The organism is Allokutzneria multivorans, assembly GCF_039537405.1.
GTDB lineage: Bacteria > Actinomycetota > Actinomycetes > Mycobacteriales > Pseudonocardiaceae > Allokutzneria > Allokutzneria multivorans.
The window spans coordinates 173,281-198,159 of the sequence record NZ_BAABAL010000009.1; the positions used below are offsets into that span (position 1 = coordinate 173,281).

The following is a 24,879-nucleotide window of genomic DNA, read 5'->3' on the forward strand; positions in this document are numbered from 1 at the left end:
GGAGTGCGTGCCGGTGGTCAAGAATGAGCGCGTGGAGCTGACGATCCGGCCACTCGCCGACGAGGACGTGCCCGCCCGCTACGAGCTGAACAGCGTTGCGTTCGGGCGAACCAAGCCGTTGTCCCAGGTTCAAGCGACACTGCCGCGCATCGCGGACCAGGCGGGCATGAACTGGTGGGGCGTGTTCGACGCGCGAGGCACGCTCGTCGCGGACGCTGCTGACCGTGAACAGGGCCAGTGGTTCGGCGGGCGGCTCGTCCCCACGAGCGGCATCGCGGGCGTCGCGGTGGCTCCGGAGTCCCGTGGGGGCGGAGTCGCGCAGAAGCTGCTCAAGCACATGCTCGGCGCCGCGCGCGACCGTGGTGCGGCGATCAGCACGTTGATGCCTAGCGTGCCGGGGCTCTACCGCAAGCTTGGGTGGGAGCAGGTCGGCGCGATCGTCGACGAGCGTGTTGCGACCACTGCCTTGCAATCGGTGCGTTCTGCGGCCGGAGTGACCGTGCGCCCCGTGACTGTTTCTGACTTCCCGACCGTCGCGGAGGTCTACCGCGCCTACGCACGCGCTGGGAACGGCCTCATGGAGCGCAGCGGCCCGCTGTTCAAGGCCACTCCCGCCGAAGTGCTCGACGCTTACCGCATGACGTTGGTTGAGGGCCCTGACGGCGCGGAGGGCTACGCGAGCTGGCAGCGCACTGACAACTACGGTCCCGGCGCGAAGCTCGTTGTCACCGATCTGGTCACGCTGACCGATCGTGCGCTCACGGCACTGATCGCGCAGTTCGGCAGTTGGGGCACTGTGGCGCCTACGACGGAGTTGCGCCTCGCAGTGCCCGACGAACTCACGTGGGGCTTGCCTGTGCATCTGGAGCGCGCGTCCACCGATGCGTGGATGCTGCGGCTCGTGGACGCACGCGCGGCTATCGCGGCACGCGGGTGGCCGGAGCTGCGCGCGACCGTGGACCTGGAGATCGTGGACGACGTGTGCCCGTGGAACGCGGGACCGCACCGTTTGGTCGTCGCGGCAGGCTCGGCGTCGCTGGAGCCCGGTGGCAGCGGCGAGGTGGTCATCGGCAGCCGTGGGCTCGCGGTGCTCTACGGCGGCGGTGCGAGCACTGCGGCTCTACGGCGCTCCGATTTGCTGCACGGCGGTGACGGCCGTACGGACGCGTTGTTGGACGCCGCCTTCGCAGGACCACGCCCAGGCCTGCTGGACGCGTTCTAGGCGGGGTGGTGGTCGGGGACCGCGTTGAGTTCGATTCCGTGCTCTAGAAGCGCTTTCATCGAGCACAGAACGGTGCTGAAGCCGCCGACGGTGTCGTTGACCCACTGAAGGGTCTCGTCGTCAGTGCCCGTGAAGCCCGTTTCGGTGACTTCGACGAAGGTGGCATTCGCGGAGCGCGGAGTGAACTTCAGCTCGACCGTCGTCGGCTGCGCGTAGTTGCCCCACTCGAAGCGGATCAGCCGGTACTGCTCGACTTCCTTCACCCGGACGTCGGCGGTCGCTCCGTAGGTCTCCCACTCCCAGTGCAGCTCCGCGCCGGGAACCATCGCGCCGCTGCTCTTGCTGTACCAGAACCGCGACGTGACGGTGGGGTCGGCGAAGGCTTGGAACGCGTCCTCCGCTGGCCTGCGAATGAGCATGCACGCGGATGCGACCGGGTTGAGCTTCTCCATGCGCATCAGGTTGCCCTATAAGGACTCTCTTCGCTCCGCGAGTGCGGCTAGGTGACGGGAGAAGTCGAGCAGCGCGCTGCGGAGTTCGACGGGCTTGCGGATGACGAACGGCCATTCCAAGCTCGCGAGCATCCGCGCCATCCCGTCGAGCTTCTCCGCGCGCGTGCGCAGAAGAACGACGCCGTGCTCTTCGACGACAGTTCCCGTCGTCGGTGGGATGCGTTTGCGCACAGCGTCTACTGGTCCCTCCACAACAACTTCGACCTCCCACGTGTACAGCACGCCCGCCAGCGACTGCGTGACGTGCTCCACGGCGTTGAAGCCCGCCGGGACCGTGAACGTCTTGTCTTGTAAGGAAACCGACTGCACACGGTCGAGTCTGAAGGTGCGTAGTTCGCCACGGCGGTGGTCGTGCCCCGTGACGTACCAACGGCCTGAGTGGAAGACGACACCGTAGGGGTCAAGTTCGCGTTCGGACTCCTCTTCGCGCCACGACCGGTAACGGAGTCGCACGCGTGTCCTACGGCGCACGGCCTCGCCCATGACGAGCAGTGTGTCGGTGGCCGGAGCTTTGCCCTCGCGGGGCAACAGTGTGAAGCCAAGTGCTTCTTGCACTGCCTGAGTGCGTTCACGCAGCGCGGACGGGAGAACGCGTTGAATCTTGGCGAGTGCGCTCTCGACGGCGGGCTCCGCTGTCGCCAGTCCGATCCGTTTGCTGGCGGTGAGGCCCAGCGTCACCGCGACGGCCTCGTCATCGCTCAGCATCAGCGGCGGCAGCTTGTAGCCGGGGCGCAGGCGGTAACCCCCGTAGCGCCCGCGCCCGGCCTCGACCGGGACGCCGAACTCGACCAGTCGGCTCGCGTAGCGGCGCACCGTGCGCTCGTCGACCCCGAGCCGCTCGGCCAGGTCCCGGCCGGTCAGGTGGTGGTTCGCCTGGAGCAGCTCCAGCATCGCCAGGAGGCGGGTAGTGGGATGTGGCACGGGTCACAACCTCAATCCGGACGTGTTCTGTCCGGTTTTGATCCTACGGTTCTCCCAACGACATCGAGCACCACATCGACCGAGGAGTGACGAGATGGCCACTTACGTGCTGGTTCCCGGGGCTTGGATCGGCGGCTGGGCCTACGCGGAGGTCGCTGACCTGCTGCGCGCCGAGGGCCACGAGGTGCACGCGGTCACGCTCAGCGGCTTGGACGGCGGTGGGGACGCGGCCTCGATCGACCTGGAGACGCACATCGCGGACGTGGTCGAGGTGATCGGCGACCGCGAGAACGTGGTCCTGGTCGGTCACAGCTACGCGGGCCTGGTGATCACGGGCGTGGCGGACCGCGTCGGCGAACGGCTCGCGCAGCTGGTCTACCTCGACTCGGCGCCCTTCGAGAACGGCGAGGCGATGCTGGACTTCACGGGTCCGGTCCCGAACGTCGACGGTCGCTTGCCGTACCCGTCCTTCGAGGCGCTGAGCCAGGACGCGGGCATCGACAAGGACACCTACGACTTCTTGAGCACCAAGGCGGTCGGCCACCCCTACGGCGCGTACGCGCAGGCATTGCGCATCAGCGACAAGGAGCCGACTTACAAGCGCGTCGTGATCGCGTGTGACGACTTCCGCGGATTGGTCGCTACGGGCATGCCGCGCTTCCAGCAGTTCGTCGCGCCCGCGTGGCACCGCGTCGACATCGACACGGGCCACTGGCCGATGGTCACCGCTCCCAAGGAACTCGCCGAGGTCCTGCACGCCCTCTGAGCGCAAGATGCTTCGAAGGACGCGAGCACGCATCGTATTAGTCTCTGCGCGTGTTCTCGATCCTCAGCGCGGTGGTGGTGGCCGCGACGCTCGTCGTCCCGGTCACCACCACGGCCCCGGTGCCCCTGATCATCGACACGGACATCTGCGCGGCCGTGGACGACGTTCCCGCGCTCGCGATGGCCAACCTCATGCACAGCAAGCGCGAGGCGAAGCTGCTCGGTGTCATGGTCGACACCAAGGGCGAGGCAGGCGCTGCGGCGGTCGACGTGGTCAACACGCACTACAAGCACCCGAACATTCCGATCGGTGCCCTTAAGCCCACGGACAACTCCACATGTGAGCAGTTCGCGCACAACTACGCGCCGCAGCTCGCGGAGAAGTTCCCGCACGACCTCCGTGGCGGCAGCGCGGCGCCCGAAGCGACCGCGCTCTACCGCAAACTGCTTGTCGCACAAAGAGACCACAGTGTCGTTGTGGTGTCCCTAGGGGCCACGACGAACCTGCGCAACCTGTTGGACGCAGACGCGGATCTGGTGCGCAGGAAGGTCTCGCGGCTCGTCGTGATGGGTGGTCAATACCCGCGCAGCACCACGGAGCCGGAGTTCAACTTCGCACTCGATCCGGCAGCCACGGCACGCGTGGTGCACGACTGGCCAACTCCGGTCGTGTTCAGCGGTGGAGAGCTGTCGGTGTCCTTCGGCAAACGGATCACTGGCCAATCCCCGCTCGCGGAGACCTTCCGCATCGGTTTCGGCGCTGGTGTCGACGGTGAGCTGTGGGACGTGCTGCCGATGTACTACGCGGTGCGCGGCGCGAAGCACTTCACGGAGGTGCGCGGCGGCTCCAACCGCATCGGTGCGGGCGGGGCGAACGAGTGGGTCAGCCCGGCCACGCGCGAGCACTCGTACCTCACGCTCGCCACCGACAAGGCGGTCATGGCGAAGATCCTCGAAGACATGCTGGTCAGCGCTTCTTAGCGGAGGGTGGGTGGCACGGCCGGGGAGCGACAGGGCAGGCTAGGACGGGTGTCGAGCCCCCGCAACGCTTCACGCGTGTTCTTCCAGGCCGTTCTGCGCCGCCCCAGCCTGATCGGCGGCGTCTGGCCCAGTTCCCCCGCGCTGGCCGCCCGGCTGGCCTCGGTCATCCCCGGCTCCGGCGACCCCGTCGTCGTCGAGCTCGGCGCGGGCAGCGGCGCGGTCAGCGACGGCATCACGGCCCGCCTCGGCACGCGCGGCCGCTACCTGGGCGTGGAGCTGGACGAGGAGCTGGCCGGCCTGCTGCGGGAGAACTACCCGCACATGGAGGTCCTCAACGCCAACGCCACCGAGCTGGGCAAGCTGCTCGCCGACCGGGGTGTCGACGCGGTGGACGCGGTGGTCAGCGGCCTGCCGTGGGCGCTGATCGGTGAGCAGGGGCAGCGCGAGATCCTCGGCCACGTCGCCGAGACCCTGCAACCGCACGGCGTGTTCACCACCTTCGCCTACGTGCACGCGCTGGGCATGGACAACGCCCGCCGCTTCCGCCGCCTGCTCGAATCGACCTTCGACGAGGTTCTGCTGACCCGCGTGGTCTGGGCGAACCTGCCGCCCGCGATCACCTACGTCTGCCGCCGCCCCCGCTGACGTTGTGAACCCAATGTGGCATTTGTTTCGCCAGACGCAACAAATGCCACATTGGGTACGACCCCTTTCGGGTGGGGCCTCCGGCTCGGAGCACCGTGCCGGAGCGCCTGGTCAGACCACCGCGTCGATCTCCGCGAGGATCCGCCCGCGCACGTCCTCGTCGCAGAACGACGCGCGCACACCGTTGCGGGCGAGCTCCGCGAGGTCGTTCCTGTCGAACCCGAACTCCTTGTGGCACAACAGGTACTCGCGGTTGAGGTCCGTGTCGAACATGCCGGGGTCGTCGGTGTTCAGCGTGACGAGCACGCCCGCCTGCACCAATCGCGGCAGCGGGTGCTCAGCGATCGTCGGCACCGCGCGCGTGCGCAGGTTCGACGTCGGGCAGATCTCCAGTGCGATCTGACGCTCCGCGAGGTGCTCCACCAGGCGCGGGTCGTGGATCGCCGAGATGCCGTGACCGATCCGCTCGGCGCCCAGGTCGTGCACGGCGGACCAGATCGTCGCCGGGCCGGTGGTCTCCCCGGCGTGCGGCACGCTGCGCAGCCCGGCCTCCCTGGCGAGGGTGAACATCGAGGCGAACTGCGCGCGCCCCACCCCGATCTCCGGCCCGCCCAGCCCGAACGCGACCGTCCCCTGAGGACGATGGCGCAGCGCCCACCGCACGGTGGTCGTCCCCGCGGTACGGCCCTTCTCACCGGGGATGTCGAAGATCCACGCCAGCACGACGCCGTGTTCGTCCAGTGCGCGTTTGCGACCGGTCTCCAGCGCTTCGGCCAGTTCGTCCGGTTCGATCCCGGCCAGCAGGTGCAGGTGCGGGGTGACGGTGACCTCGGCGTAGCGCACTGTGCACTGTGCGAGGTCGCGCGCGAGACCGGTCACCAGCGTCACGACGTCCTCGCCGGTGCGCACCAAGGCGCTGACGGCGAGGATCACGTCGATGAAGTGCGCGAAGTCCCTGAAGACGTAGAAGTCCTGTAGCTGCGCCTCATCGGTCGGAACGCCGCCGTCGGGGTGACGGCGCGCGAGTTCGAGCACCGTCGGTACAGATGCCGCGCCGACGAGGTGGACGTGCAGTTCGGTCTTGGGGAGCGCGGCGACGAACGCCGCGATGTCGTTGGACATGCGGAAACAGACCTTCCAAGAAATGGGATGTGCGGGTGCGGGCAGTCAGGCCCCAGTCACCACGCGAGGTCGGTCCGCGCGTGATCGGCTCCGTAGAGCGGCAGGGCCACCAGGCCCGCCAGGAACACGCTCACGTTCACCGACGCAGTCTTTCACGACTCAGTGTGGATTTAGAAGGACATTTGGAGTATTGACCCCGTCGTCTCCCGCCGCGAAGGTGCGCAGGTACCCAACCTGCTAGGGGAGAAGCCGATGAGGCGTGCACGAACAGTCCTGCTGGCCGCGATGGTGGTGTTGCCGCTGACCGGTGCGCACGCGCTGGCGGCCGCTCCGCCGCAGCAGCCGGTGTTCGCCGACGGTGAGGCGCAGCCCGTCTACGACGCGACGGACGTGGTGCGGGAGAAGGTCTTCATCCGCGTTCCGATCGACAGTGACCGGGACGGCAAGGACGACGAGGTGCGCGCGGACGTGGTGCGCCAGCGCGTGACCACGCAGGGCGTGAAGCTGCCCGTGGTGTACCTCCCGAGCCCGTACTACGCGGGCGGGAACAACGTGCCGAACCACAACGTGGATGTCGAGCTGCACGTGCCGGACGGGCCGCGCAACGACAACCGGCGCGACAGCCCCGGCACCGACCCGAAACAAGACCCGCGTATCGCGGCCGCGCTCGGTACTGCCGGTCCGAACCCCGGAGTGATCGGCCCGTCGAGCTACGAGAAGTTCCTTCTGGAGCGCGGTTACGCCGTCGTTTACGCGGAGTCGCTCGGTACTGGTGAGTCCACGGGCTGCCCGACGACCGGCGGTCGCAACGAGACCATCGGTGCGCGTTCGGTGGTCGACTGGCTCAACGGACGCACTACGGCGCGCGACACCGCGAACAAGCCGTCAGTCGCTTCGTGGACCACGGGCAAGACGGCGATGATGGGCGTGTCTTACAACGGCACGCTTCCGAACGCGGTTGCTTCCACCGGTGTGCAGGGCCTCGAAGCGATCGTGCCCATTGCGGCCATCTCCAGCTGGTACGACTACTACCGCGCTGACGGTGCGGTCGTCGCCCCCGGTGGCTACCAGGGCGAGGACGCGGACGTGCTCGCGGAGTACGTGTACAGCCGCTCCGACCGCGAGATCTGCAAGCCGGTCATCGACGAGATCGTGCGGCAGCAGGACCGCGTCACGGGCGACTACGGCCCCTTCTGGGACGAGCGCAACTACCTCAACGACGCCAAGAAGGTGCGCGCGGCGACCTTGGTCGTGCACGGGCTCAAGGACTGGAACGTCAAGACCAAGCACGCCGCGCAGTGGTACGACGCCTTGAAGGCCAACAACGTGCCGCACAAGATCTGGTGGCACCAGTCCGGGCACACGGACCCGCTGGGCCTGCGCCGCGACGAGTGGCTGAAGACGCTCAACCGTTGGTACACCCGCTACCTGTTCGCTCAGCAGAACAACGTGGAGGCGGAGCCCCGCGCGACTATCCAGCGCGAGGACCGCACCTGGGTCAACGAAGCCGAATGGCCCGTTCCTGGCAGCAGTGACGTCTCGGTGTACCCGTGGCCGGGCGGCACCTCCACGGGCAACCTCGAAGCCACCGCGTCCGTCCCCGGCAGCGCCGTCGTGGAGAAGCTCGCCGACGACGCGAGCAAGAAGGTCGACCAGCTGCTCGCGCTGCCCAGCTCCGGCAACCGCCTGTCCTACGCGACCCCCGCTGCCAAGCAGGCTCTGCGCATCAGCGGCACCGTGAAGGCTGACCTGAAGGTCGCCTTCGACCGTCCTGCGGCGAACGTGACCGCCGTGCTGGTCGATCGCGCCCCCAACGGCACCACGAAGGTCATCACGCGTGGGTGGACCGACCCGCAGAACCGCGCGCGCCCGGACCGCACGGAGCCGGTGAAGCCGGGGGAGCAGTACTCCCTCAGCGTGGAGATGCAGCCGATGGACTACGTCCTGCCCGCGGGCAACAAGCTCGGGCTGGTGCTGCTGTCCAGCGACTACGACTACACGCTGCGGCCCAAGCCCGGCGCGGGCCTCGCCGTGACGCTGAACCAGACCCGGATCGTCCTGCCCGCCCTCGGCGGCAAGCAGGCCTTCCTGGCGGCGTTCGGCCGCTGACCCACCTCGCGAAGGGCCCTCTTCCCGTCAGGGGAGGGGGCCTTTCGGCCGTCCAGCGGCAAGTCGTCCTTCCTCTGGTGGATAGTCAAAGTTCACCTCCATACAGTGTGCTTCCGGTGAGTTATTCACCTAGTCGCTGGAGGACGTTGTGCGCACCCGTGGCACCGCCGTCGTCTCCGCGGTCCTCGCCGTGCTCGGTCTGACGCTGGGCGGTACCGGGCTGGGCGTCGCCGCCCCGACCGCCGCGCTCGGGCCGGAGCCGGTCGAGGGTCGTCCCGGTTCGTCCTCCGTGGACGGACCGGTCCAACTGCTCCCGCAGACCCCCGCCGCGCGCGTCGCGGCGACCGATGAGGACCTGGTGGTCAGCAGGGCCGAGCGGCCGATCGCCCCCGGTCTGGCGCTGAGCGAGTTCCGCAGTCTGCGACCCACTGGCTGGATTCAGGGTGATGTGCTCACGGCCGACCTGTCACAGCCGAGCCTCAAAGCGCAGTACCTGAGCCCCGGCCCGGTCGCCGCGCGCACCGTGCTCACGGACCAGGCCGCGCGCACAGGTGCCATCGCGGGCGTCAACGGTGACTTCTTCGACATCAACGAGACCGGGGCGCCACGGGGCATCGGTATCGACAACGGCGCACTGCGGCACGCGCCCGCCAGCGGCTGGAACCACGGCGTTGGCATCAACGGCAACGGTGTCGGCCGCATGCTCGAAGTCTTTCTTCAAGCCAGCGTGACCCTGCCCAACGGGTCTTCGATCACCGCGACGAACTTCAACTCGCCGGACGTGGCCAAGAACGGCGTCGGCATCTTCACGTCGCTGTGGGGCACGCAGCCGCGCTCCTGGGCCGCTGTGGGCGCGAACCAGGTCCGCGAGGTCGAGATCCGCGACGGTGTCGTCAGCGCGCTCCGCTCCACCACGGGAGAGGGGCCGATTGCCGGGAACACGTTGGTGCTGCTGGGAATCGACACTGGCGCACGATCACTTGAAGCCCTACGGGTCGGCGACAAGGTCGATGTCCGCTACCAACCGCGGCATCAGGGCGACCCCTTGAAGGTGGCCATCGGCGGCAACCTCTCGCTGCTGCGCGACGGTGTCGTTCTGCCGCAGACGGACACCGCGATCCACCCGCGCACCGCAGTCGGATTCTCCGCTGACGGTCGCAAGATGTGGCTCGTCACGATCGACGGCAGGCAGGTCTCCAGTCGCGGCATGACCTACCGCGAACTCGGTGAGTACATGAAGTCCCTCGGTGCCGACGACGCGCTCAATCTCGACGGCGGCGGATCGTCGACCCTTGTCGCACGCCTGCCCGGTCAGAGCGCGGTGTCCGTGCACAACTCGCCCTCCGACGGCGGACAGCGCATCGTGCCCAACGGTCTCGGCCTGACCAGCGCCAGCGGGAGTGGGCGCCTGACCGGGTTCCGCGTCGAACCAGGGACTGCGGGCGACCAGTCGAACCGCGTGCTCGCAGGCCTCAGCCGCACTGTTGGGGCTTGGGGTCACGACGAGACCGGCTCTCCGGTGAACGCCTCGCCGCGATGGAAGGTCAGTCCGTCCGGTGCGGGCAAGCTCGAAGCGGCTTCAGGGCTGAGCGTGTTCCGCGCGGGGCAACCAGGCGCCGCGAAGCTCTCCGTCTCATCAGGTAGCGCCAGCGGTGAATTGGGCATGACTGTGCTCGGTGCACCCGTGCGCGTGGACACTGACACTGAACGAGTTTCGTTGTCCGGCCTTGGCGCGAGCGGGCGCTTCCGCGTTATGGGCCAGGACACGGAGGGCTTCACCACGTGGGTGGAGCCGCGCGACGTCCAGCTGAGCTACGACCAGCGGATCGTGCACGTCACGCCGGACGGTGACGGGTTCGCGGTGTCTGCCGCAGCGCCGTCTGGTGGTGCTGTCATCACCGTGAACGTCGGCGGCCTCGTCACGCACTTCGGCGTCACGATCGGCACAAAGGCAATCGGTGTGTCCACTATGGACTCCGTTGACCCGTGGAACGCCACCGTGTTCCCGGCTGTCGTGGGCGCATCTCTGTCTACTGTGGAAGGTAGGACCGGCAACGCGATCGCGTTGGACTACCGGCTCACGGGCGCCACGGTTACCAGGGCTGCCTACGTCAACGCGCGCACGCCCATCGTGCTACCGGCAGGCACGCAGCGCGTGGGGACTTGGGTCAACGGTGACGGCAAGGGCACCTGGTTGCGGCTGAGCCTCCTTGACAGCACTGGCACTGCGACGGTGCTCGATCTGTCCAAGAAGGTCGACTGGACCGGCTGGCGCTACGTGGACACCGAGGTGCCCCCAGCGCTCACGGGAGAGCTGCGCGTCCAACGGCTCTACGTGGTGGAAACCGATGGCAGCAGACAGTACGAAGGCCGTCTCCTGCTGGATGACCTGACCGCGTCCGTGGCGTCGGAGATCTCCGTGCCCGCCGATGCTCCGCGCAAGGACCGCGTCGTGGTGACCGACGGGGACCTTCCCGCGAAGCCGGGTGCGCTTCGCGTCGCAGTGGTCAGCGACGCGCAGTTCACCTCCGACAACCCCGAAGGTCCTCTCGTCGCACAAGCACGACGCACCTTCCGCGAGGCACTCGCCGCCAAACCCGACGTTCTCCTGATTAACGGTGACCTCGTCGACCGGGGCACTGCGGCCGATTTCGCCTTGGCGCGCAAGGTGATCGACGAAGAGCTGGTCGGCAAGGGCGTGCCCTGGTACTACCTCCCCGGCAACCACGAGACCTACGGCCCCGGCACCACCGAGGAGTTCCGCAAGGCCTTCGGTGACACCTTCCGCGTCGTCAACCAGGGCGGTGTGCGGATGGTGCTCCTCGACTCCTCGCTCGGCACCCTGCGCGCTGGCGGCTTCGACCAGATCAAGCTGCTGCGCCAAGCCCTGGACTCGGCCGCGACCGACCCGTCCGTGCGCGGCGTGCTCGTCGCCATGCACCACCCCGTCGACGATCCGCTGCCCGGTGGCTCTTCGGAGCTGACCGATCCGCTCGAAGGACCGCTGCTGTCGCAGTGGCTGGCCGATTTCCGTGCGCGGAGCGGGAAGACGGCGCTGTCGATCGCCTCGCACGCGGGGTTGTTCCACGCGGGCCGCACCGACGGTGTGCCTTTCCTGATCAACGGCAACTCCGGCAAGGCGCCCGCCGCCGCGCCCGCTGACGGCGGCTTCACCGGCTGGACGATGGTCCGCATCGACCCCGCCGAACAACGGGACCCCGTGCGCTCGGAGATCAGGGCGCACGTGGACCGCTTGGAGTTGGCCGCTCCCGCGCGCCTCGCGCCCGGAAGCACGGCACCGGCGGGGGCGACCGTCCTTCAAGGACAGCGCAGGATCGCCGTGGGCTACCCCGTGAGCGCGGACTGGTTCGGCTCGGCCAACCTGCACATCGGCCCGGCCCAGGGCGCCACGTCCGCGCACAGTGCCGCCTTCGACCCCGCCACCGGGACGCTCACCGCGCTCCGGACCGGCAAGGTCGAGCTGGGCGTGGTGGTCAACGGCGTCAGAACCACCGCGCCGATCGAGATCTCCTAGTTCCACCCCATCGTGTGCTTGCCCTTCCCGTTTCGCGCTCACAGCAAGGAAAAGAGCGCGAAACGGGAGTGGCGAGGGCGAGCAGACGCGGGTAGTTGTCCACAAAGGCCCCGTCCATCCACAGATTCGCTCGGCGAGCCCCCGGGCGGCCGGCGAGCGATGACAGTGGGGACATGCCATCCACCACCGCCCTGAGCGGCACGACCCGGCTCCACGACATCGCCGACCTGGTCGCGGCCGTCCCGCACCTGCTCGGCTTCCACCCGACCGAGTCACTGGTCCTGGTCTGCCTCACCCGGCGGAAGAAACGCACCCGCGTCGGCCTCGCGCTGCGGGTCGACCTGCCCGCCGTGGCCGATCGCCAGGCCGTCGCGGCGCAACTGCTCGCACCCGTGCTCGGGCACGGGGCCACCCGGATCGTCGCGGTGGTGGTGTGCCCGGCGAAACCCGGGCCGTGGCCCGCCGAGCTGCCGCACGCCGGGCTGATCGCCGAACTCGACGAGGCGTTCGCCGCCGCCGAGATCCGGGTCCGGCACGCCGTCTGGGCAGAGTCCATTGTGGACGGAGCGGCTTGGCGCTGCTACGACGAGCCGGACTGCGGCGGCACCCTGACCGATCCGGCCACCAACCCGGTCGCCGCCGCGACCACGCTCGCGGGCAACGTGACCTTCGCCAGCCGTGAGGAGATGCGCGCGCTGCTCGATCCGGACCCGCCGGACGCGCTCGCACGGCGCACCGCGCTCATCGACGCCCTCCTGGACGGGTCGGCGGGCGTCACCCCGCCAGGATTCGACGGCCCGGAAGCGGCGCTGCGCACGGTGCACGACACCATCGAAGCGACGGCGGAACACCGGCTCCAGCTCTCCGACGAGGACGTCGCGCTGCTGGCCATGGGCCTCGCGCACCACTCGGTCCGGGACGCGTGCCTGGCCACGGTGCTCGGCGACCGGGCCGAGGCGGCCGAGAGGTTGTGGCTGGAGCTGACCAGAGCGGTGCCCGGCCCGGAACGAGCGGAGCCCGCCGCGCTGCTGGCCTACGCCAGCTACCTGCGGGGCGACGGCGCCCTGGCGAGCATGGCGCTGGAGGTGGCCGAGACGGCCGACGGCTCCCACCGCCTGACGCGGCTGCTGCGCGTGGCACTGGACACCGGGCTGCCGCCCGACCAGGTCGGGCTCCTCGCACTGGACGGCGTGGCCCAGCACCAGCGCCTGATGGGAACGACGTGACCGCCGGTCGCGGAGGGCTTCCGCGACCGGCGGGGGAGACCTCAGCGCTTGCGGGTGAACTCCCACGCGTCGCTGACGATGCTGGCGAGGTCGGTGCGCTGCGGCTTCCAGCCCAGCTCCTCCTGCGCCCGGTCGCTGGAGGCGACCAGCACGGCCGGGTCACCGGCGCGGCGCGGGGCGACGGCGGCCGGGATCGGGTGCCCGGTGACCTCGCGGCAGGTGTCGATGACCTGCTTGACCGAGAACCCGGTGCCGCTGCCCAGGTTGTAGATCCGGTGCTGGCCCGGCTCGGCGTGCTGCAGCGCCAGCATGTGCGCGTCGGCGAGGTCCACGACGTGGATGTAGTCGCGGACGCAGGTGCCGTCCTCGGTGGGCCAGTCCTCGCCGTACATCTGGACCTGCTCGCGCTGCCCGAGCGCGACCTGGAGCACGATCGGGATCAGGTGGGTCTCGACCGCGTGCCGCTCGCCGTAGTTCATGTAGGCGCCAGCGACGTTGAAGTAGCGCAGGCTCACCGCGGCGAGGCCGTGCGCGGCCGCGTACGAGGTGATCGCGAAGTCGATCGCCAGCTTCGACGCGCCGTAGGTGTTGGTCGGCCTGGTCGGCGCGGACTCCTTGATCGGCACCTCCTCCGGCTCGCCGTAGGTCGCGGCGGTGGAGGAGAACACCAGGCGCGGGGTTCCGTTGTCCCGCATGGCGTCCAGCAGGTTCAACGCGGTCATCACGTTGCCGTGCCAGTACTTGGACGGGTTCTCCATGGACTCCCCGACCAGGGACTTGGCCGCGAAGTGCAGCACCCCGTCGAAGCCCTCGGCCAGCAGCGAGCCGGCGTCCCCCGCGTCGCCCTCGACGAAGCGGGCGCCGTGCGGGACCGCGTCCGCGTGCCCCGTCGACAGGTCGTCGAGCACGACGACCTCGTGCCCGGCCTCCAGCAGCCGGGCGGCGTTCACGCTGCCGACGTATCCGGCCCCGCCCGTGACGAGCAGCTTCACCTGGTTCCTACCTTCCTCACTGGGTCATGCGTCGTGTTCGTTCTTGTCTGTCTGGCGATCCTCGGCGGTCTCGTCCCGCCCGGCACCGGCGGCCGGGACCGCCACGAACAGCCGGGGCAGGGTGAAGGCCCGCTCCGAGTAGGCCGCGTTCACCGCGCGCCGCACGTCGTCGAGGATCGCGGTGGAGGCCAGCGCGATGGCCGAGCCACCGAAGCCGCCGCCGACCATCCGCGCGCCGAGCGCCCCGGCGGACAGCGCAGCGTCGACCGCGACGTCCAGCTCCGCGCAGGAGATCCGGTAATCATCGCGCAGGCTCTCGTGCGAGGCGGTGAGCAGCGGGCCGATCTGCGCCATCTTGCCCGCCCGCAACAGCTCGACGGTCTCCAGCACCCTGGCGTTCTCCGTGACCACGTGCCGCGCCAGCGGAGCGAGCTCGCCGGGCAGCCGCCCCAGCGCCGAGGGCAGGTCGTCGACCGCGACGTCGCGCAGCGCGGCGACGCCCAGAAGCTCCGCCGCGCGCTCGCACCCGCGCCGCCGCTCCCCGTAGGCGGAGTCGGCGAGCGAGTGGCTCGCCCTGGTGTCGATCACCAGCACGGCGAGGTCCTCGGCGGCGGCGTCGAAGGGCACCTGTTCGGACTCGCCGGAGCGCACGTCCAGGAACAGCACGTTGCCCTTGGTGCAGCACAGCGAGGCCGTCTGGTCCAGCAGCCCGGTCGGCGCACCGACGAAGTCGTTCTCCGAGTGCTGCACCCACCGCGCGATCTGCTGCCGCGAAGGCGCGTCCCCGGCGTCCAGCTCGTGCCCGAGCAGGCCGAGCAGCGCCAGCGCGACCGCGCACTCCAAGGCGTGCGAGGAGGACAGCCCGGCACCGGCGGGCACGTCACCCGCGATGACCAGGTCCGCCCCGCCCATGGCGCCGATGTCCCCGCCGAGGGCGCCGATGTCGTAGCCCTGGCGGCGCAGCGCCCACGCGACCCCGCTCGGGTACGCGGGCCAGCCGGTCACCGAGCCGGGCTCCAGGTCCGCGACCGCCACCGGCGCGGCGGGCTGGGCCCTGCCGTTGTCCGAGATCGTGGTGACCGCGAGCAGACCGTCCTCGCGCGGCGCCGCGGCGACGGCGATCCGGTGCGGCAGCGCGAACGGCAGCACGAACCCGTCGTTGTAGTCGGTGTGCTCGCCGATCAGGTTCACCCGGCCGGGAGCCGACCACACGCCCAACGGCGCGCGGCCGTGCTGGGCCAGGAAGGCCTTCGCCGCGCGGTGGGCCTGATTCACCGGAGGCGAACCAGCACCGCGTGGGCGATGTCCACGGTCAGCTCCGCGGAGCCGTGCTCCCCGCGCACGGTGAGCGACTTGTTCGCTCCCGAGGCGAGCACCTCGACGTCCTTGCCCGGCACCACGCCCGCGTTCTTCAACTCGGCCATCAGGTCCGGGTCCGGCTGCACGTGCTCGGCGATCCGGCAGATCTCCACCCGGCCACCGCCCTGCTTGGCCACGTCGTTGAGCCTGCGCAGGTCGCGCTCCACCGGAGGGGCGGGCTCGCCGACCCCGAGCTTGTCCAGCCCGGGGATGGGGTTGCCGTACGGGGAGGTCGTGGGGTTGCCGAGCAGCTTGACGAGCTTGCGCTCGACCGCCTCGCTCATCACGTGCTCCCAGCGGCACGCCTCGGCGTGCACGTGCTCCCACTCCAGGCCGATGACGTCGACCAGCAGGCGCTCGGCGAGCCGGTGCTTGCGCATCACCGAGATGGCGCGGGCGCGGCCGGACTCGGTCAGCTCCAGGTGCCGGTCGCCGGCCACCACGAGCAGGCCGTCGCGTTCCATCCTGGCGACCGTCTGGCTCACCGTGGGGCCGCTCTGCTCCAGCCGCTCGGCGATTCGGGCGCGCAGTGGGACCACGCCCTCCTCTTCGAGTTCGTAGATGGTGCGGAGGTACATCTCCGTCGTGTCGATGAGGTCGTTCACACCGCTCCCCTTCGTCCACCCCGATGTTAGTCCTAGTGGCTGACATCGAACGTGGGCGGCTGCTGTGCCCAGCCGTGGTGAGCGTGCAGTATGGGCGCGTGTCGCCCTTGATCACACCCGCCCAGCTCGCCGAGGCGCGCGCCACCGAGCCCGGCCCCGTCGTCCTGGATGTCCGCTGGCGCCTCGTCGGCCCACCGGGACGCGAAGACTACGACCAGGGCCACCTGCCCGGCGCGGTCTTCGTCGACCTCGACCGCGAACTGGCCGCCGAGCCAGGCGCTGGAGGACGCCATCCGCTGCCGGAAGCCGACGCGCTGCAGGCCGTGCTGCGTGCGGCCGGCGTCACCGCCGACCGCGACGTCGTCGCCTACGACGCCGGTGACGGTTCGGTCGCCGCGCGTGCGTGGTGGCTGCTGCGGTGGGCGGGGCACAGGCGCGCGGCCGTGCTGGACGGCGGGTTCGCCGCGTGGACGGCGGAGCAGCGGCCGGTCACCGCCGAGGTGCCGGTCCCCGTTCCGGGTGACTTCGTGGTCAAGCCCGGCTCCATGCCGGTGATCGACGCCGACCAAGCCGCCGAGCTGGCCAGGAAGGGCACGCTGCTCGACGCCCGCGCGCCGGAGCGCTACCGGGGCGACGTCGAGCCGATCGACCCGGCGGCCGGACACGTGCCGGGCGCCCGCAACGCGCCGTTCTCCCGGCACCTCGGTGAGGACGGGCGGTGGCTGTCCACCAGCGAGCTGGCGCAGCGGTTCTCCGAGCTGGGCGTGCGGCCCGGCGAGCCGGTCGGCGCGTACTGCGGCTCGGGCGTGACCGCCTCCTCGGTGGTGCTCGCCCTGGAGGCGGCGCGGCTGACCAGCCAGGAGCGTCCGGCGGCCCTGTACGCGGGGTCCTGGTCGCACTGGTGCACCGACCCGGAGCGCCCGGTGGCCATCGGCCCCAACCCGTGAGTTCGCCGGTTCCGTTACCGGACCCGGCTCCCTCGTCCGGCCCGGTTCGGTCCGGCGCGAGTTCGTCCAGCCCGGTTCCGTCCAGCCCAGCTTCGTCCGGCACCGTTTCGTCCGGTCCAGCGTCGTCTTGCGCAGATCCGTCCGGCGCGGATCCGGCTGACCCGGCGTCGGGCTCGGTTTCGGGCTCGGTGTCTGTGTCTGTGTCGGTGCCGGGCAAGGAGAACCGGCGTCCGCTCGGGGTCGCCGACCTGGTGTTCTTCGTGGTGGCCGCCTCCGCCCCGCTCACCGTGGCGGCGGGCGGGGTGCCCCAGGTCTACGCGGCTACCGGGGTGCTCGGCCTGCCGGTGCTGTACCTGGTGCTGGCGGTGGTGCTCGCGGTGTTCTCCGCCGGGTACGCGGCGATGAGCAGGCACATCGTCGACGCGGGAGCGTTCTCCGCCTACGTCGCCGAAGGGCTCGGCGCTCGCATGGGCACGAGCGCGGCGACGGTGGCGCTGATCGCCTACAACTCGATGCAGGTCAGCCTCTACGGCCTGTTCGGTGTGGCGGCCTCCGGCCTGCTCGCCAAGCAGGCGGGCTGGAGCGTGCCGTGGTGGGCGTGCGGCCTGGTGGCGATGGCGCTCGTCGCGGTGCTGGGCTACCTGCGGGTGGACCTCAACGCCAGGGTGCTCGCGGTGCTCCTGCTCGTGGAGACGGTCGCCGTGGTGATCTTCGACGTGGCGGAGCTGGGCGATGGCGGGGCCGCAGCGGTGCAGGTGCTGAGTCCCGCCGCGGTGGCGACCGGGGCCGCGGGCGCGGCGTTGTGCTTCATGATGGGCAGCTTCGTCGGCTTCGAGGCGGCGGCGATCTACGGAGAGGAGTGCCGCGACCCCAGGCGCACGGTCGCGCGGGCCACCTACATCTCCGTGGCGTTCATCGGCGTCGGTTATGCCGTCACCGCGTGGGCGTTCGCGGCGGGCACGGGGGTGGACGGCCTCGTCGGAGCTTCGACGGAGCACGGGCCGGAGCTGTTCTTCGTCTTGGCGGAGACGAGCCTCGGCACGTGGTTCGTCGACCTCACGCGGGTCTTCTACGTGACGAGCCTGTTCGCGGCCCTGCTGTCCTTCCACAACGTGGTGGCGCGCTACTTCCTCGCCATGGGGCGCAAGGGAGTTCTGCCGCGCGCGTTGGGCAGGACGCATCCGCGCCACGGTTCGCCGCACATCGGGTCGTTGACGCAGAGCGGCTTGGCGTTGCTCGTGGTCGGCGGGTTCGCGCTCACCGGGTTGGACCCGATCACGACGTTGTTCACCTGGTTGACCAACGCGGGCTCGCTCGGCGTGATCCTGTTGCTGACGCTCACCTCGTTGGCGATCACGGTCTTCTTCGCGAAGCGACCGCGCGAGCGCTGGTGGTCCCAGCGGGTGGCCCCAGCGCTGGGCACGCTGCTGCTCGGCGTGATCCTGGTGCTGTCGATCAGCCAGTTCGACGTCCTGCTCGGCTTGTAGCCTGCGAGGTGTGCCCGCACTCCGTTCCGCCTGGCCGTTGCGCGGTCGGGCCGCCGACGTCGCCGTCACGGGTGGTGTCGCGCTGATCGTGGTCGGTGTCGCGGTGGGAGCGCAGATCGCTTCGCGTGATCTGGCCGGGCCGGGCGTGCTGGGCTGGGTGCTGATCGCGATCGGGTGCGCGGCGGTGTGGTTCCGCAGGCGGCATCCGGTGGCGGTGGTGCTCCTGACGCTCGTGGTCGCTGGTGGGTTCTACCTGTCCACCACCGCTGGCACTCCACTGTTGTTGACCTTCGTGGTCGCCTTGTACACGGCTTCGGCCGAGGGGCACGTGGTGGCTTCGGTGCTCGTCGCGGTCCTCACGCTGGTCGCGGTGGGCTTCGGAGAACTGGTTTCGCCGACGCGGCACGTCGACAACCTCGCGTTGTTCATGCTCGCGGGCTGGCTCGTCGCGGTGATCGCGGTCGGTGGGGTGAAGCGCAACCGGCAGGCGTACTTGGCGGCGACCGAAGCGCGGGCGGCCGAGGCGGAGCGGAGCCGGGAGGAAGAGGCGCGCCGCCGGGCGAGCGAGGAGCGGCTGCGCATCGCCAGGGAACTGCACGACGCGCTCGGCCACAACCTGTCGATGATCCACGTGCAGGCCAGCGCCGCGCTGCACGGCGGAGACCCGGCTCGCGAACACCAAGCCTTCGAAGTGATCAAGCAGGCCAGCAAGGAAGGACTCCGCGAACTGCGCACCACGCTCGGCGTGCTCCGCCAGGTCGACGAGGTGGGGCTGGCACGGCTCGGCGAGCTGGTCGAACGGGCGCGGGGGAGCGGACTCCGCGTCAGCGTGGAGGTCGGAGGAACGGAGCGCGCGGTGCCACCGCAGATCGACCTGGCCGCTTATCGGATCGTGCAGGAGGCGCTGACCAACGTGGCGCGGCACGCGAACGCGAACACGGTTGCGGTGCGCGTGCACCACGGCGAAAGCGTTGTGCGCGTGGAGGTCCAGGACGACGGAACAGGGGGAGCGGTGACACCGGGGAACGGCATCCGCGGCATGGGTGAGCGAGCGCGCCTGCTCGGCGGAGAGTTCAGCGCGCAGTCGACGGAGGGCGGATTCCTCGTCACCGCAACGCTTCCGACAGGGGAGAACGCATGATCCGCGTGGTGCTGGCCGACGACCAGACGTTGGTGCGAGCCGGTTTTCGGTCGATCCTGGACGGCGAGGCCGACATCACGGTGGTGGGCGAGGCGGCGAACGGGGCCGAAGCGGTGCGGCTGACCCGCGAGCTGACGCCGGACGTGGTGCTGATGGACATCCGCATGCCGGAGCTGGACGGCCTGGAAGCGACCCGGCGCATCGTCGCCGCCGACGAGCGGGCCAAGGTGATCATCCTGACCACCTTCGACCTGGACGACTACGTGTACGGGGCGCTCCGCGACGGGGCGAGCGGGTTCCTGGTCAAGGACACCGAGCCGATGGAGTTGATTCACGGTGTCCGCGTGGTGGCGCGGGGAGACGCGCTGCTCGCGCCCTCGGTGACGCGCAGGCTGATCGCGGAGTTCGCCGCGCGCGTGGACAAGCCCGCGCCCAACGCCCGCTGGGCGGCGTTGACCGAACGGGAGCGCGAGGTGATGACGCTGGTCGCGGCGGGCCTGTCCAACGACGAGATCGCCGCGCGCCTGGTGCTGAGCCCGGCAACCGCCAAGACCCACGTCAGCCGGATCATGACGAAGCTGGCCGTCCGCGACCGCGCGCAGCTGGTGGTGCTGGCCTACGAGACGGGCATGGTCACCCCGGGGTGGATGGGCTGACACAACCCCGGTAGTACGGGAACGCCCTTACGGGACAACCGTGGCGGTAGCGCGGGTGTCCACTGTGGCCGGACGACCGGAATCGCTTCGACGAGCAGGCTTCTCCGCGGAGAAGGGGGCCTGTGTTGCCGAAACGATCTCGCCAGTTGCTGGTCTGGCTGCACGTCATCACCTCGATCGGGTGGATGAGCCTCGCGCTCGTGCTGTTCGCCCTGTTCACCTTCGGGTTGAGCACGGAGACGGCCGGGATGCGCGACAGCGCGGACGCCATGGCGCACCTGCTGGACAAGCAGGTCCTCGCGCACTTGGCGAACGCGTCGGCGTTCACCGGGTTCATGCTGTCCGCGCTGACGCAGTGGGGGTATTTCAGGCACTGGTGGGTGCTGGTCAAGTTCGTGATCACCGTGGTGCAACTGGCACTCGGCATCTTCGTGCTCGTCCCGACGGTCGCGGGGATCAACGTCGCGGCCACCGCGCTGATGTGCACGGCGATCGCGTTCCAGGCGTGGCTGTCGGTGGCCAAGCCGGGCAAGCGCACGCCGTGGACGCCGCCGGGCAAGGTGCCGACCGGCCCCGCGTGGTTGTTCGCGGTCGCGCTCGTCGTACCGGTGATCGACTTCGCGGTGGGCTTCGGCCTCTTCGGACATCCGATGCCGATGGTGTCCCTGCTCGTCGTCATCGGCTGCGCGATGAGGCATAAGCCAAAGGATCTCAAGATCGTTTCGCGACAAAGATGACCATCGTTCGCGATCGGTCGATGCAATCCGTTGTGCGAGGTGGTGGCTTCGCGATCGGTGTTTCGCGGGGGTAGTTTGCCCGTATGGGTGAGCGCGTCGCGGTGGTGTGGGACGAGAGTTTTCTCGGGTACGACCTCGGTGGAGACCACCCGCTGAACCCGATCCGCCTCGACCTCACGATGCGCCTGGCCACCGAACTCGGCGTGCTCGACGGGGTGGAGCTGGTCAAGCCGCGATCGGCCACCGACGACGAGATCGAGCTGGTGCACGACCCGAGCTACCTCGCGGCGGTCCATGCGGCACCGTACTCGGGCTGGGACGTCGGCCACGGCCTCGGCACCGCCGACAACCCGGTCTTCGACCGCATGCACGAGGCCTCCGCGCTGGTGGCGGGCGGATCGCTGGTCGCGGCCGAGCTGATCGCCTCGGGCGCGGTGGACCGCGCGGTCAACATCGGCGGCGGGCTGCACCACGCGATGGCCTCGCACGCGGCCGGGTTCTGCGTCTACAACGACTGTTCGATCGCCATCGCCTGGTTGCTGGAGAACGGTTTCGAGCGGATCGCCTACGTCGACGTCGACGTGCACCACGGGGACGGCGTGCAGGCGTCCTTCTACGGGGACCCGCGCGTGCTCACGATCTCGGTGCACCAGCACCCGATGACGCTGTGGCCCGGCACCGGATACCCCCGCGAGCTGGGCACCGGTGGCGCGGAGGGCACCTCGGTCAACCTCGCGCTGCCACCCGGAACGAAGGACCCCGGCTGGCTGAGAGCCTTCGAGGCCGTCGTGCCCGCCGCGCTCGCCGCCTTCCGGCCCCAGGTCCTGGTGACGCAGTGCGGCGCCGACACCCACCACGAGGACCCGCTCGCGGACCTTTCGCTCTCCGTCGACGGACACCGCGCGACCTACCAAAGGCTGCGTGAGCTGGCTGAACAGCACGCGGGCGGCAAGTGGCTCGCGCTGGGCGGCGGTGGGTATTCGCTCTTCCGGGTGGTTCCGCGCTCGTGGACACACCTGCTCGCTACGGTGGTCGACCGCGACCTGAACCCCGACACCACCGTCCCCGCCGGATGGATGGCCCACACCGCTCCCCTCGCGGGCACCGCGTTGCCGACCTCGCTCTCCGACGGCGGCGACACCGGGTTCGCGCGCTGGGACGGCACGGCGGAGACACAGCTCGACAACGCGATCGTGGCCACCAGGCGCGCTGTCTTCCCCCTCATCGGGCTCGACCCCGACGATCCGCGCGACTGACCAGGAGAAGTCCACAGTGGACACGAAAACCAGTGACCCGCACGACTTCCCCCGGCACTGGGAAGCAGATGTCGTGCTCTCCGACGGCGGAACGGTGCGGCTGCGCCCGATCGTGCCCTCCGACGCCGAGGAGCTGCTGGCCTTCCACGGCCGGATGAGCGAGCGCACCCGCTACCTGCGCTACTTCGGGCCGTACCCGCGCATACCCCCGCGCGACCTCGAACGCTTCACCACCGTCGACCACCGCGACCGGGTGGCGCTGGTCGCCCAGCTCGGCGACGACATCGTGGCGGTCGGCCGCTTCGACCGGCTGCCGGGGCGCTACGTCGCCGAGGTCGCCTTCGTCGTCGAGGACGCCCACCAGGGCAGGGGGCTCGGCTCGATCCTGCTCGAACACCTCGCCGCCGCGGCGAAGGAGACCGGGCTGCGCGGCTTCGTCGCCGAGGTCCTCGCCGAGAACGGCCAGATGGTGCGGGTCTTCCGCGACGCGGGCTACTCGATCTCCCGCGAGATCGAGGAGGGCGTGCTGCACCTGGAGTTCGCCATCGACCCGACCGAGCGCTCCATCGAGGTCGCCCACGCCCGCGAGCAGGCCGCCGAGGCGCGCAGCATGCACAACGTGCTGCACCCGCGCTCCATCGCGGTGATCGGCGCCTCCACCGACCGCGCCAAGATCGGCCACGCGGCGCTGCGCAACCTGCTCTACGCCGACTTCGCCGGGCCGGTCTACCCGGTCAACGCCGAGTACCGCTCGGTCAGCGGCGTCCGCGCGTACGCCTCGGTGCTCGACATCCCCGACGACGTCGACCTGGCCGTCGTCGCGGTGCCCTCCACCTCGGTCGAGGGCGTGCTCGACGACTGCCTCGCCAAGGGCGTCAAGGCGCTGGTGATCGTCAGCTCCGGCTTCGCCGAGACCGGCCCCAAGGGCGCCGAACTGCAACGCAGGCTCGCCACTGAGGCCCGCGCGCACGGCATGCGCGTCGTCGGCCCGAACGCGCTCGGCGTGATCAACACCGATCCCGGTGTGCGGATGAACGCCACCCTCGCACCGAGTCCGCCCGAACGGGGGCGCACCGGCTTCTTCTGCCAGTCCGGCGCGCTCGGCACCGCGATCCTGGCCGCCGCGACCGAACGCGGCCTCGGCCTGTCCACCTTCGTCTCGGCGGGCAACCGCGCGGACGTCTCCGGCAACGACCTGCTCCAGTACTGGGAGACCGACCCCTCCACCGACGTGGTGCTGCTCTACCTGGAGTCCTTCGGCAACCCGCGCAAGTTCGCCCGCGTCGCGCGCAGGCTCGGCCGGACCAAGCCGATCATCGTGGTGAAGTCCGGCAGGCACGCCGTGCGGCCCGGCCTCGCCGCGACCTCGGTCAGCGTGGACGAGACCAGCGTGCAGGCGCTCTTCGAGCAGGCGGGCGTGATCAGGGTCGAGTCGCTGGCCCAGCTCTTCGACACCGCGCTGCTGCTGGAGTACCAGCCGCTGCCGCGCGGGCAGCGGATCGTGGTGGTCGGCAACTCCTCGGCGCTGGGCACGCTGGCCGCCGACGCCGCGCTGGCCAACGGCCTCGAACTCGCGGGCGACCCGGTCGACGTCGGCCCCGGCGCCGAGCCGGAGATCTTCGCGGCGGCCATCGGCGAGGCGGTGCGGCGCTCCGACGTGGACGCGCTCATCGTCGTGTTCGTCCCGCCGGTCGCCGTGCCCGGCTCCGCGTACGCCAGGGCGCTGCGCGAAGCGGTCGCCGGGGTCGGAAAGCCGATCGTGTCAACGTTCCTCGCCGTGGAGGGCATCCCGGCGGAGCTGGCCGTGGAAGGCGGTCGGGGCTCGATCCCGTCCTACCCGAGCCCGGAGCGCGCCGCGCTGGCCCTGGCCCGAGCCGCCCGGTACGGCCGCTGGCGCCGCTCACCGCAGGGCAGTGTCGTGCGCCCCAAGGGAATCGCGACCGACCAGGCCCGGCTTCTGGTGGAGGAGTGGTTGGGAGACGCGGACGAGCGCGTGCTCACCGACGCGGAGACGCTGCGCCTGCTCTACTGCTACGACATCTCGATCGTGCCGTACAAGCTCGTCTCGAACATCCACGAGGCGGTGACCGCGGCCGACGAGCTGGGCTACCCGGTGGTGCTGAAGACGATCTGCGAACCGCTGCGGCACCGCGCCGATCTGCTCGGCGTCCGGCTCGACCTCGACGGGCCGGCCTCGGTGCGCGGCGGGTACTCGGCGCTGCACGAGGCCTCTGGAATGGACGACGTGTACGTGCAACGGATGGCGCCGCGCGGGGTCTCCTGCGTGATAGGGCTCCAGGACGACCCGTCCTTCGGCACCCTGGTGTCCTTCGGGCTCTCCGGCGTGGTGAACGACCTGCTCGGCGACCGCGCCTACCGAGCGGTGCCGCTGACCGACGTGGACGTGGCCGACATCGTGCTCGCGCCCAAGGCCGCCCCGCTGCTCACCGGCTACCGGGGAACCGAGCCGGTGGACCTGAAAGCCTTGCAGGACTTGGTGTTGCGGGTGGCGACGCTGGCCGAGGACCTGCCGGAGGTGCGCTCGCTCACCCTGGAACCGGTGCTGGCCTCGGCCAAGGGAGCCTTCGTCAGCAGCGCCCGGATCACCCTCGGCCCGCCCCCCTCGCGCGGCGACACGGGACCGCGTCGCCTGCGCTGAGG

20 protein-coding genes are annotated in these 24,879 nt (G+C 70.1%); 14 read left to right on the forward strand and 6 right to left on the reverse strand.

From position 1 onward, the window contains the following. Window positions 1-31 precede the first annotated feature (31 nt). On the forward strand, window positions 32-1,222 hold the full coding sequence (locus tag ABD798_RS15750) for a GNAT family N-acetyltransferase (RefSeq protein ID WP_344875317.1): 1,191 nt from the start codon (window positions 32-34) through the stop codon (window positions 1,220-1,222). Here ABD798_RS15750 and ABD798_RS15755 read toward each other — a convergent pair. Both ABD798_RS15755 and ABD798_RS15760 read right to left on the reverse strand, forming a co-directional pair. Continuing rightward, complete coding sequence (locus ABD798_RS15755) at window positions 1,219-1,674, reverse strand: SRPBCC family protein (RefSeq protein WP_344875319.1); 456 nt, start codon at window positions 1,672-1,674, stop codon at window positions 1,219-1,221. The genes ABD798_RS15750 and ABD798_RS15755 overlap by 4 nt on opposite strands. Window positions 1,675-1,689: 15 nt before the next feature. Continuing rightward, window positions 1,690-2,655: a helix-turn-helix transcriptional regulator gene (locus ABD798_RS15760; RefSeq protein ID WP_344875321.1), complete on the reverse strand. Its 966-nt coding sequence runs from the start codon at window positions 2,653-2,655 to the stop codon at window positions 1,690-1,692. Window positions 2,656-2,749: 94 nt separating this feature from the next. Between ABD798_RS15760 and ABD798_RS15765 the strand changes: the two genes are divergently transcribed. From ABD798_RS15765 to ABD798_RS15775, 3 genes are read left to right on the forward strand one after another with little or no spacing between them, the layout of a single operon-like run. Continuing rightward, window positions 2,750-3,421, forward strand: a complete 672-nt coding sequence (locus ABD798_RS15765; RefSeq protein WP_344875323.1) for an alpha/beta fold hydrolase — start codon at window positions 2,750-2,752, stop codon at window positions 3,419-3,421. 50 nt (window positions 3,422-3,471) lie between these two features. Next, window positions 3,472-4,401: a nucleoside hydrolase gene (locus ABD798_RS15770; RefSeq protein ID WP_344875325.1), complete on the forward strand. Its 930-nt coding sequence runs from the start codon at window positions 3,472-3,474 to the stop codon at window positions 4,399-4,401. A gap of 48 nt (window positions 4,402-4,449) precedes the next feature. After that, window positions 4,450-5,046 (forward strand): class I SAM-dependent methyltransferase, encoded by a 597-nt coding sequence (locus ABD798_RS15775; RefSeq protein ID WP_344875327.1) that lies wholly within the window; start codon window positions 4,450-4,452, stop codon window positions 5,044-5,046. A gap of 111 nt (window positions 5,047-5,157) precedes the next feature. Here the strand turns inward: ABD798_RS15775 and add are convergent, their stop codons facing one another. After that, entirely contained in the window at window positions 5,158-6,168 is a 1,011-nt protein-coding gene (add, locus tag ABD798_RS15780; protein ID WP_344875329.1) for an adenosine deaminase, read from the reverse strand. A 252-nt stretch (window positions 6,169-6,420) separates the two neighbouring features. Between add and ABD798_RS15785 the strand changes: the two genes are divergently transcribed. From ABD798_RS15785 to ABD798_RS15795, 3 genes are all read left to right on the forward strand, one after another. Continuing rightward, window positions 6,421-8,277 carry a Xaa-Pro dipeptidyl-peptidase gene (locus ABD798_RS15785; RefSeq protein WP_344875331.1) on the forward strand — a complete coding sequence of 619 codons (1,857 nt, stop codon included), beginning with the start codon at window positions 6,421-6,423 and terminating at the stop codon, window positions 8,275-8,277. 148 nt (window positions 8,278-8,425) lie between these two features. Beyond that, on the forward strand, window positions 8,426-11,812 hold the full coding sequence (locus ABD798_RS15790; RefSeq protein WP_344875333.1) for a phosphodiester glycosidase family protein: 3,387 nt from the start codon (window positions 8,426-8,428) through the stop codon (window positions 11,810-11,812). Window positions 11,813-11,985: 173 nt separating this feature from the next. Continuing rightward, window positions 11,986-13,038 carry a DUF4192 domain-containing protein gene (locus ABD798_RS15795; RefSeq protein ID WP_344875335.1) on the forward strand — a complete coding sequence of 351 codons (1,053 nt, stop codon included), beginning with the start codon at window positions 11,986-11,988 and terminating at the stop codon, window positions 13,036-13,038. A 41-nt stretch (window positions 13,039-13,079) separates the two neighbouring features. Here ABD798_RS15795 and galE read toward each other — a convergent pair whose 3' ends face one another. From galE to ABD798_RS15810, 3 genes are read right to left on the reverse strand one after another with little or no spacing between them, the layout of a single operon-like run. Then, window positions 13,080-14,030 carry a UDP-glucose 4-epimerase GalE gene (gene galE, locus ABD798_RS15800; RefSeq protein WP_344875337.1) on the reverse strand — a complete coding sequence of 317 codons (951 nt, stop codon included), beginning with the start codon at window positions 14,028-14,030 and terminating at the stop codon, window positions 13,080-13,082. A gap of 24 nt (window positions 14,031-14,054) precedes the next feature. Then, the gene (gene galK, locus ABD798_RS15805; RefSeq protein WP_344875339.1) at window positions 14,055-15,305 is read right to left on the reverse strand and encodes a galactokinase; all 1,251 of its coding nucleotides are present in this window, start codon (window positions 15,303-15,305) and stop codon (window positions 14,055-14,057) included. After that, entirely contained in the window at window positions 15,302-15,994 is a 693-nt protein-coding gene (locus tag ABD798_RS15810; RefSeq protein WP_344875341.1) for an iron-dependent transcriptional repressor DtxR, read from the reverse strand. The genes galK and ABD798_RS15810 overlap by 4 nt, the downstream gene beginning before the upstream one ends. A 98-nt stretch (window positions 15,995-16,092) precedes the next feature. Between ABD798_RS15810 and ABD798_RS15815 the strand changes: the two genes are divergently transcribed. The 7 genes from ABD798_RS15815 to ABD798_RS15845 all read left to right on the forward strand — a co-directional run bounded on the left by ABD798_RS15815 (window position 16,093) and on the right by ABD798_RS15845 (window position 24,877). Then, window positions 16,093-16,941, forward strand: coding sequence for a sulfurtransferase (locus ABD798_RS15815; protein ID WP_344875343.1), 849 nt, complete (start codon window positions 16,093-16,095; stop codon window positions 16,939-16,941). Window positions 16,942-17,129: 188 nt separating this feature from the next. Next, window positions 17,130-18,428 carry an APC family permease gene (locus tag ABD798_RS15820; protein ID WP_344875345.1) on the forward strand — a complete coding sequence of 433 codons (1,299 nt, stop codon included), beginning with the start codon at window positions 17,130-17,132 and terminating at the stop codon, window positions 18,426-18,428. A gap of 10 nt (window positions 18,429-18,438) precedes the next feature. Further along, window positions 18,439-19,569, forward strand: a complete 1,131-nt coding sequence (locus ABD798_RS15825; protein ID WP_344875347.1) for a sensor histidine kinase — start codon at window positions 18,439-18,441, stop codon at window positions 19,567-19,569. After that, window positions 19,566-20,225 carry a response regulator gene (locus ABD798_RS15830; protein ID WP_344875349.1) on the forward strand — a complete coding sequence of 220 codons (660 nt, stop codon included), beginning with the start codon at window positions 19,566-19,568 and terminating at the stop codon, window positions 20,223-20,225. The genes ABD798_RS15825 and ABD798_RS15830 overlap by 4 nt, the downstream gene beginning before the upstream one ends. Window positions 20,226-20,347: 122 nt before the next feature. Then, complete coding sequence (locus ABD798_RS15835) at window positions 20,348-20,962, forward strand: hypothetical protein (protein WP_425549225.1); 615 nt, start codon at window positions 20,348-20,350, stop codon at window positions 20,960-20,962. A gap of 83 nt (window positions 20,963-21,045) precedes the next feature. Further along, entirely contained in the window at window positions 21,046-22,218 is a 1,173-nt protein-coding gene (locus ABD798_RS15840; protein WP_344875353.1) for an acetoin utilization protein AcuC, read from the forward strand. 16 nt (window positions 22,219-22,234) lie between these two features. Continuing rightward, window positions 22,235-24,877, forward strand: coding sequence for a bifunctional acetate--CoA ligase family protein/GNAT family N-acetyltransferase (locus ABD798_RS15845; protein ID WP_344875355.1), 2,643 nt, complete (start codon window positions 22,235-22,237; stop codon window positions 24,875-24,877). The last annotated feature ends 2 nt before the right edge of the window (window positions 24,878-24,879 follow it).

Bases quoted from the DNA above. Each gene is read 5' to 3' on its own strand.
- ABD798_RS15755 (WP_344875319.1), bottom strand. From the start codon at position 1,674: ATGGAGAAGCTCAACCCGGTCGCATCCGCGTGCATGCTCATTCGCAGG.
- ABD798_RS15765 (WP_344875323.1), top strand. From the start codon at position 2,750: ATGGCCACTTACGTGCTGGTTCCCGGGGCTTGGATCGGCGGCTGGGCC.
- add (WP_344875329.1), bottom strand. From the start codon at position 6,168: ATGTCCAACGACATCGCGGCGTTCGTCGCCGCGCTCCCCAAGACCGAA.
- ABD798_RS15785 (WP_344875331.1), top strand. From the start codon at position 6,421: ATGAGGCGTGCACGAACAGTCCTGCTGGCCGCGATGGTGGTGTTGCCG.
- ABD798_RS15795 (WP_344875335.1), top strand. From the start codon at position 11,986: ATGCCATCCACCACCGCCCTGAGCGGCACGACCCGGCTCCACGACATC.
- ABD798_RS15830 (WP_344875349.1), top strand. From the start codon at position 19,566: ATGATCCGCGTGGTGCTGGCCGACGACCAGACGTTGGTGCGAGCCGGT.
- ABD798_RS15840 (WP_344875353.1), top strand. From the start codon at position 21,046: ATGGGTGAGCGCGTCGCGGTGGTGTGGGACGAGAGTTTTCTCGGGTAC.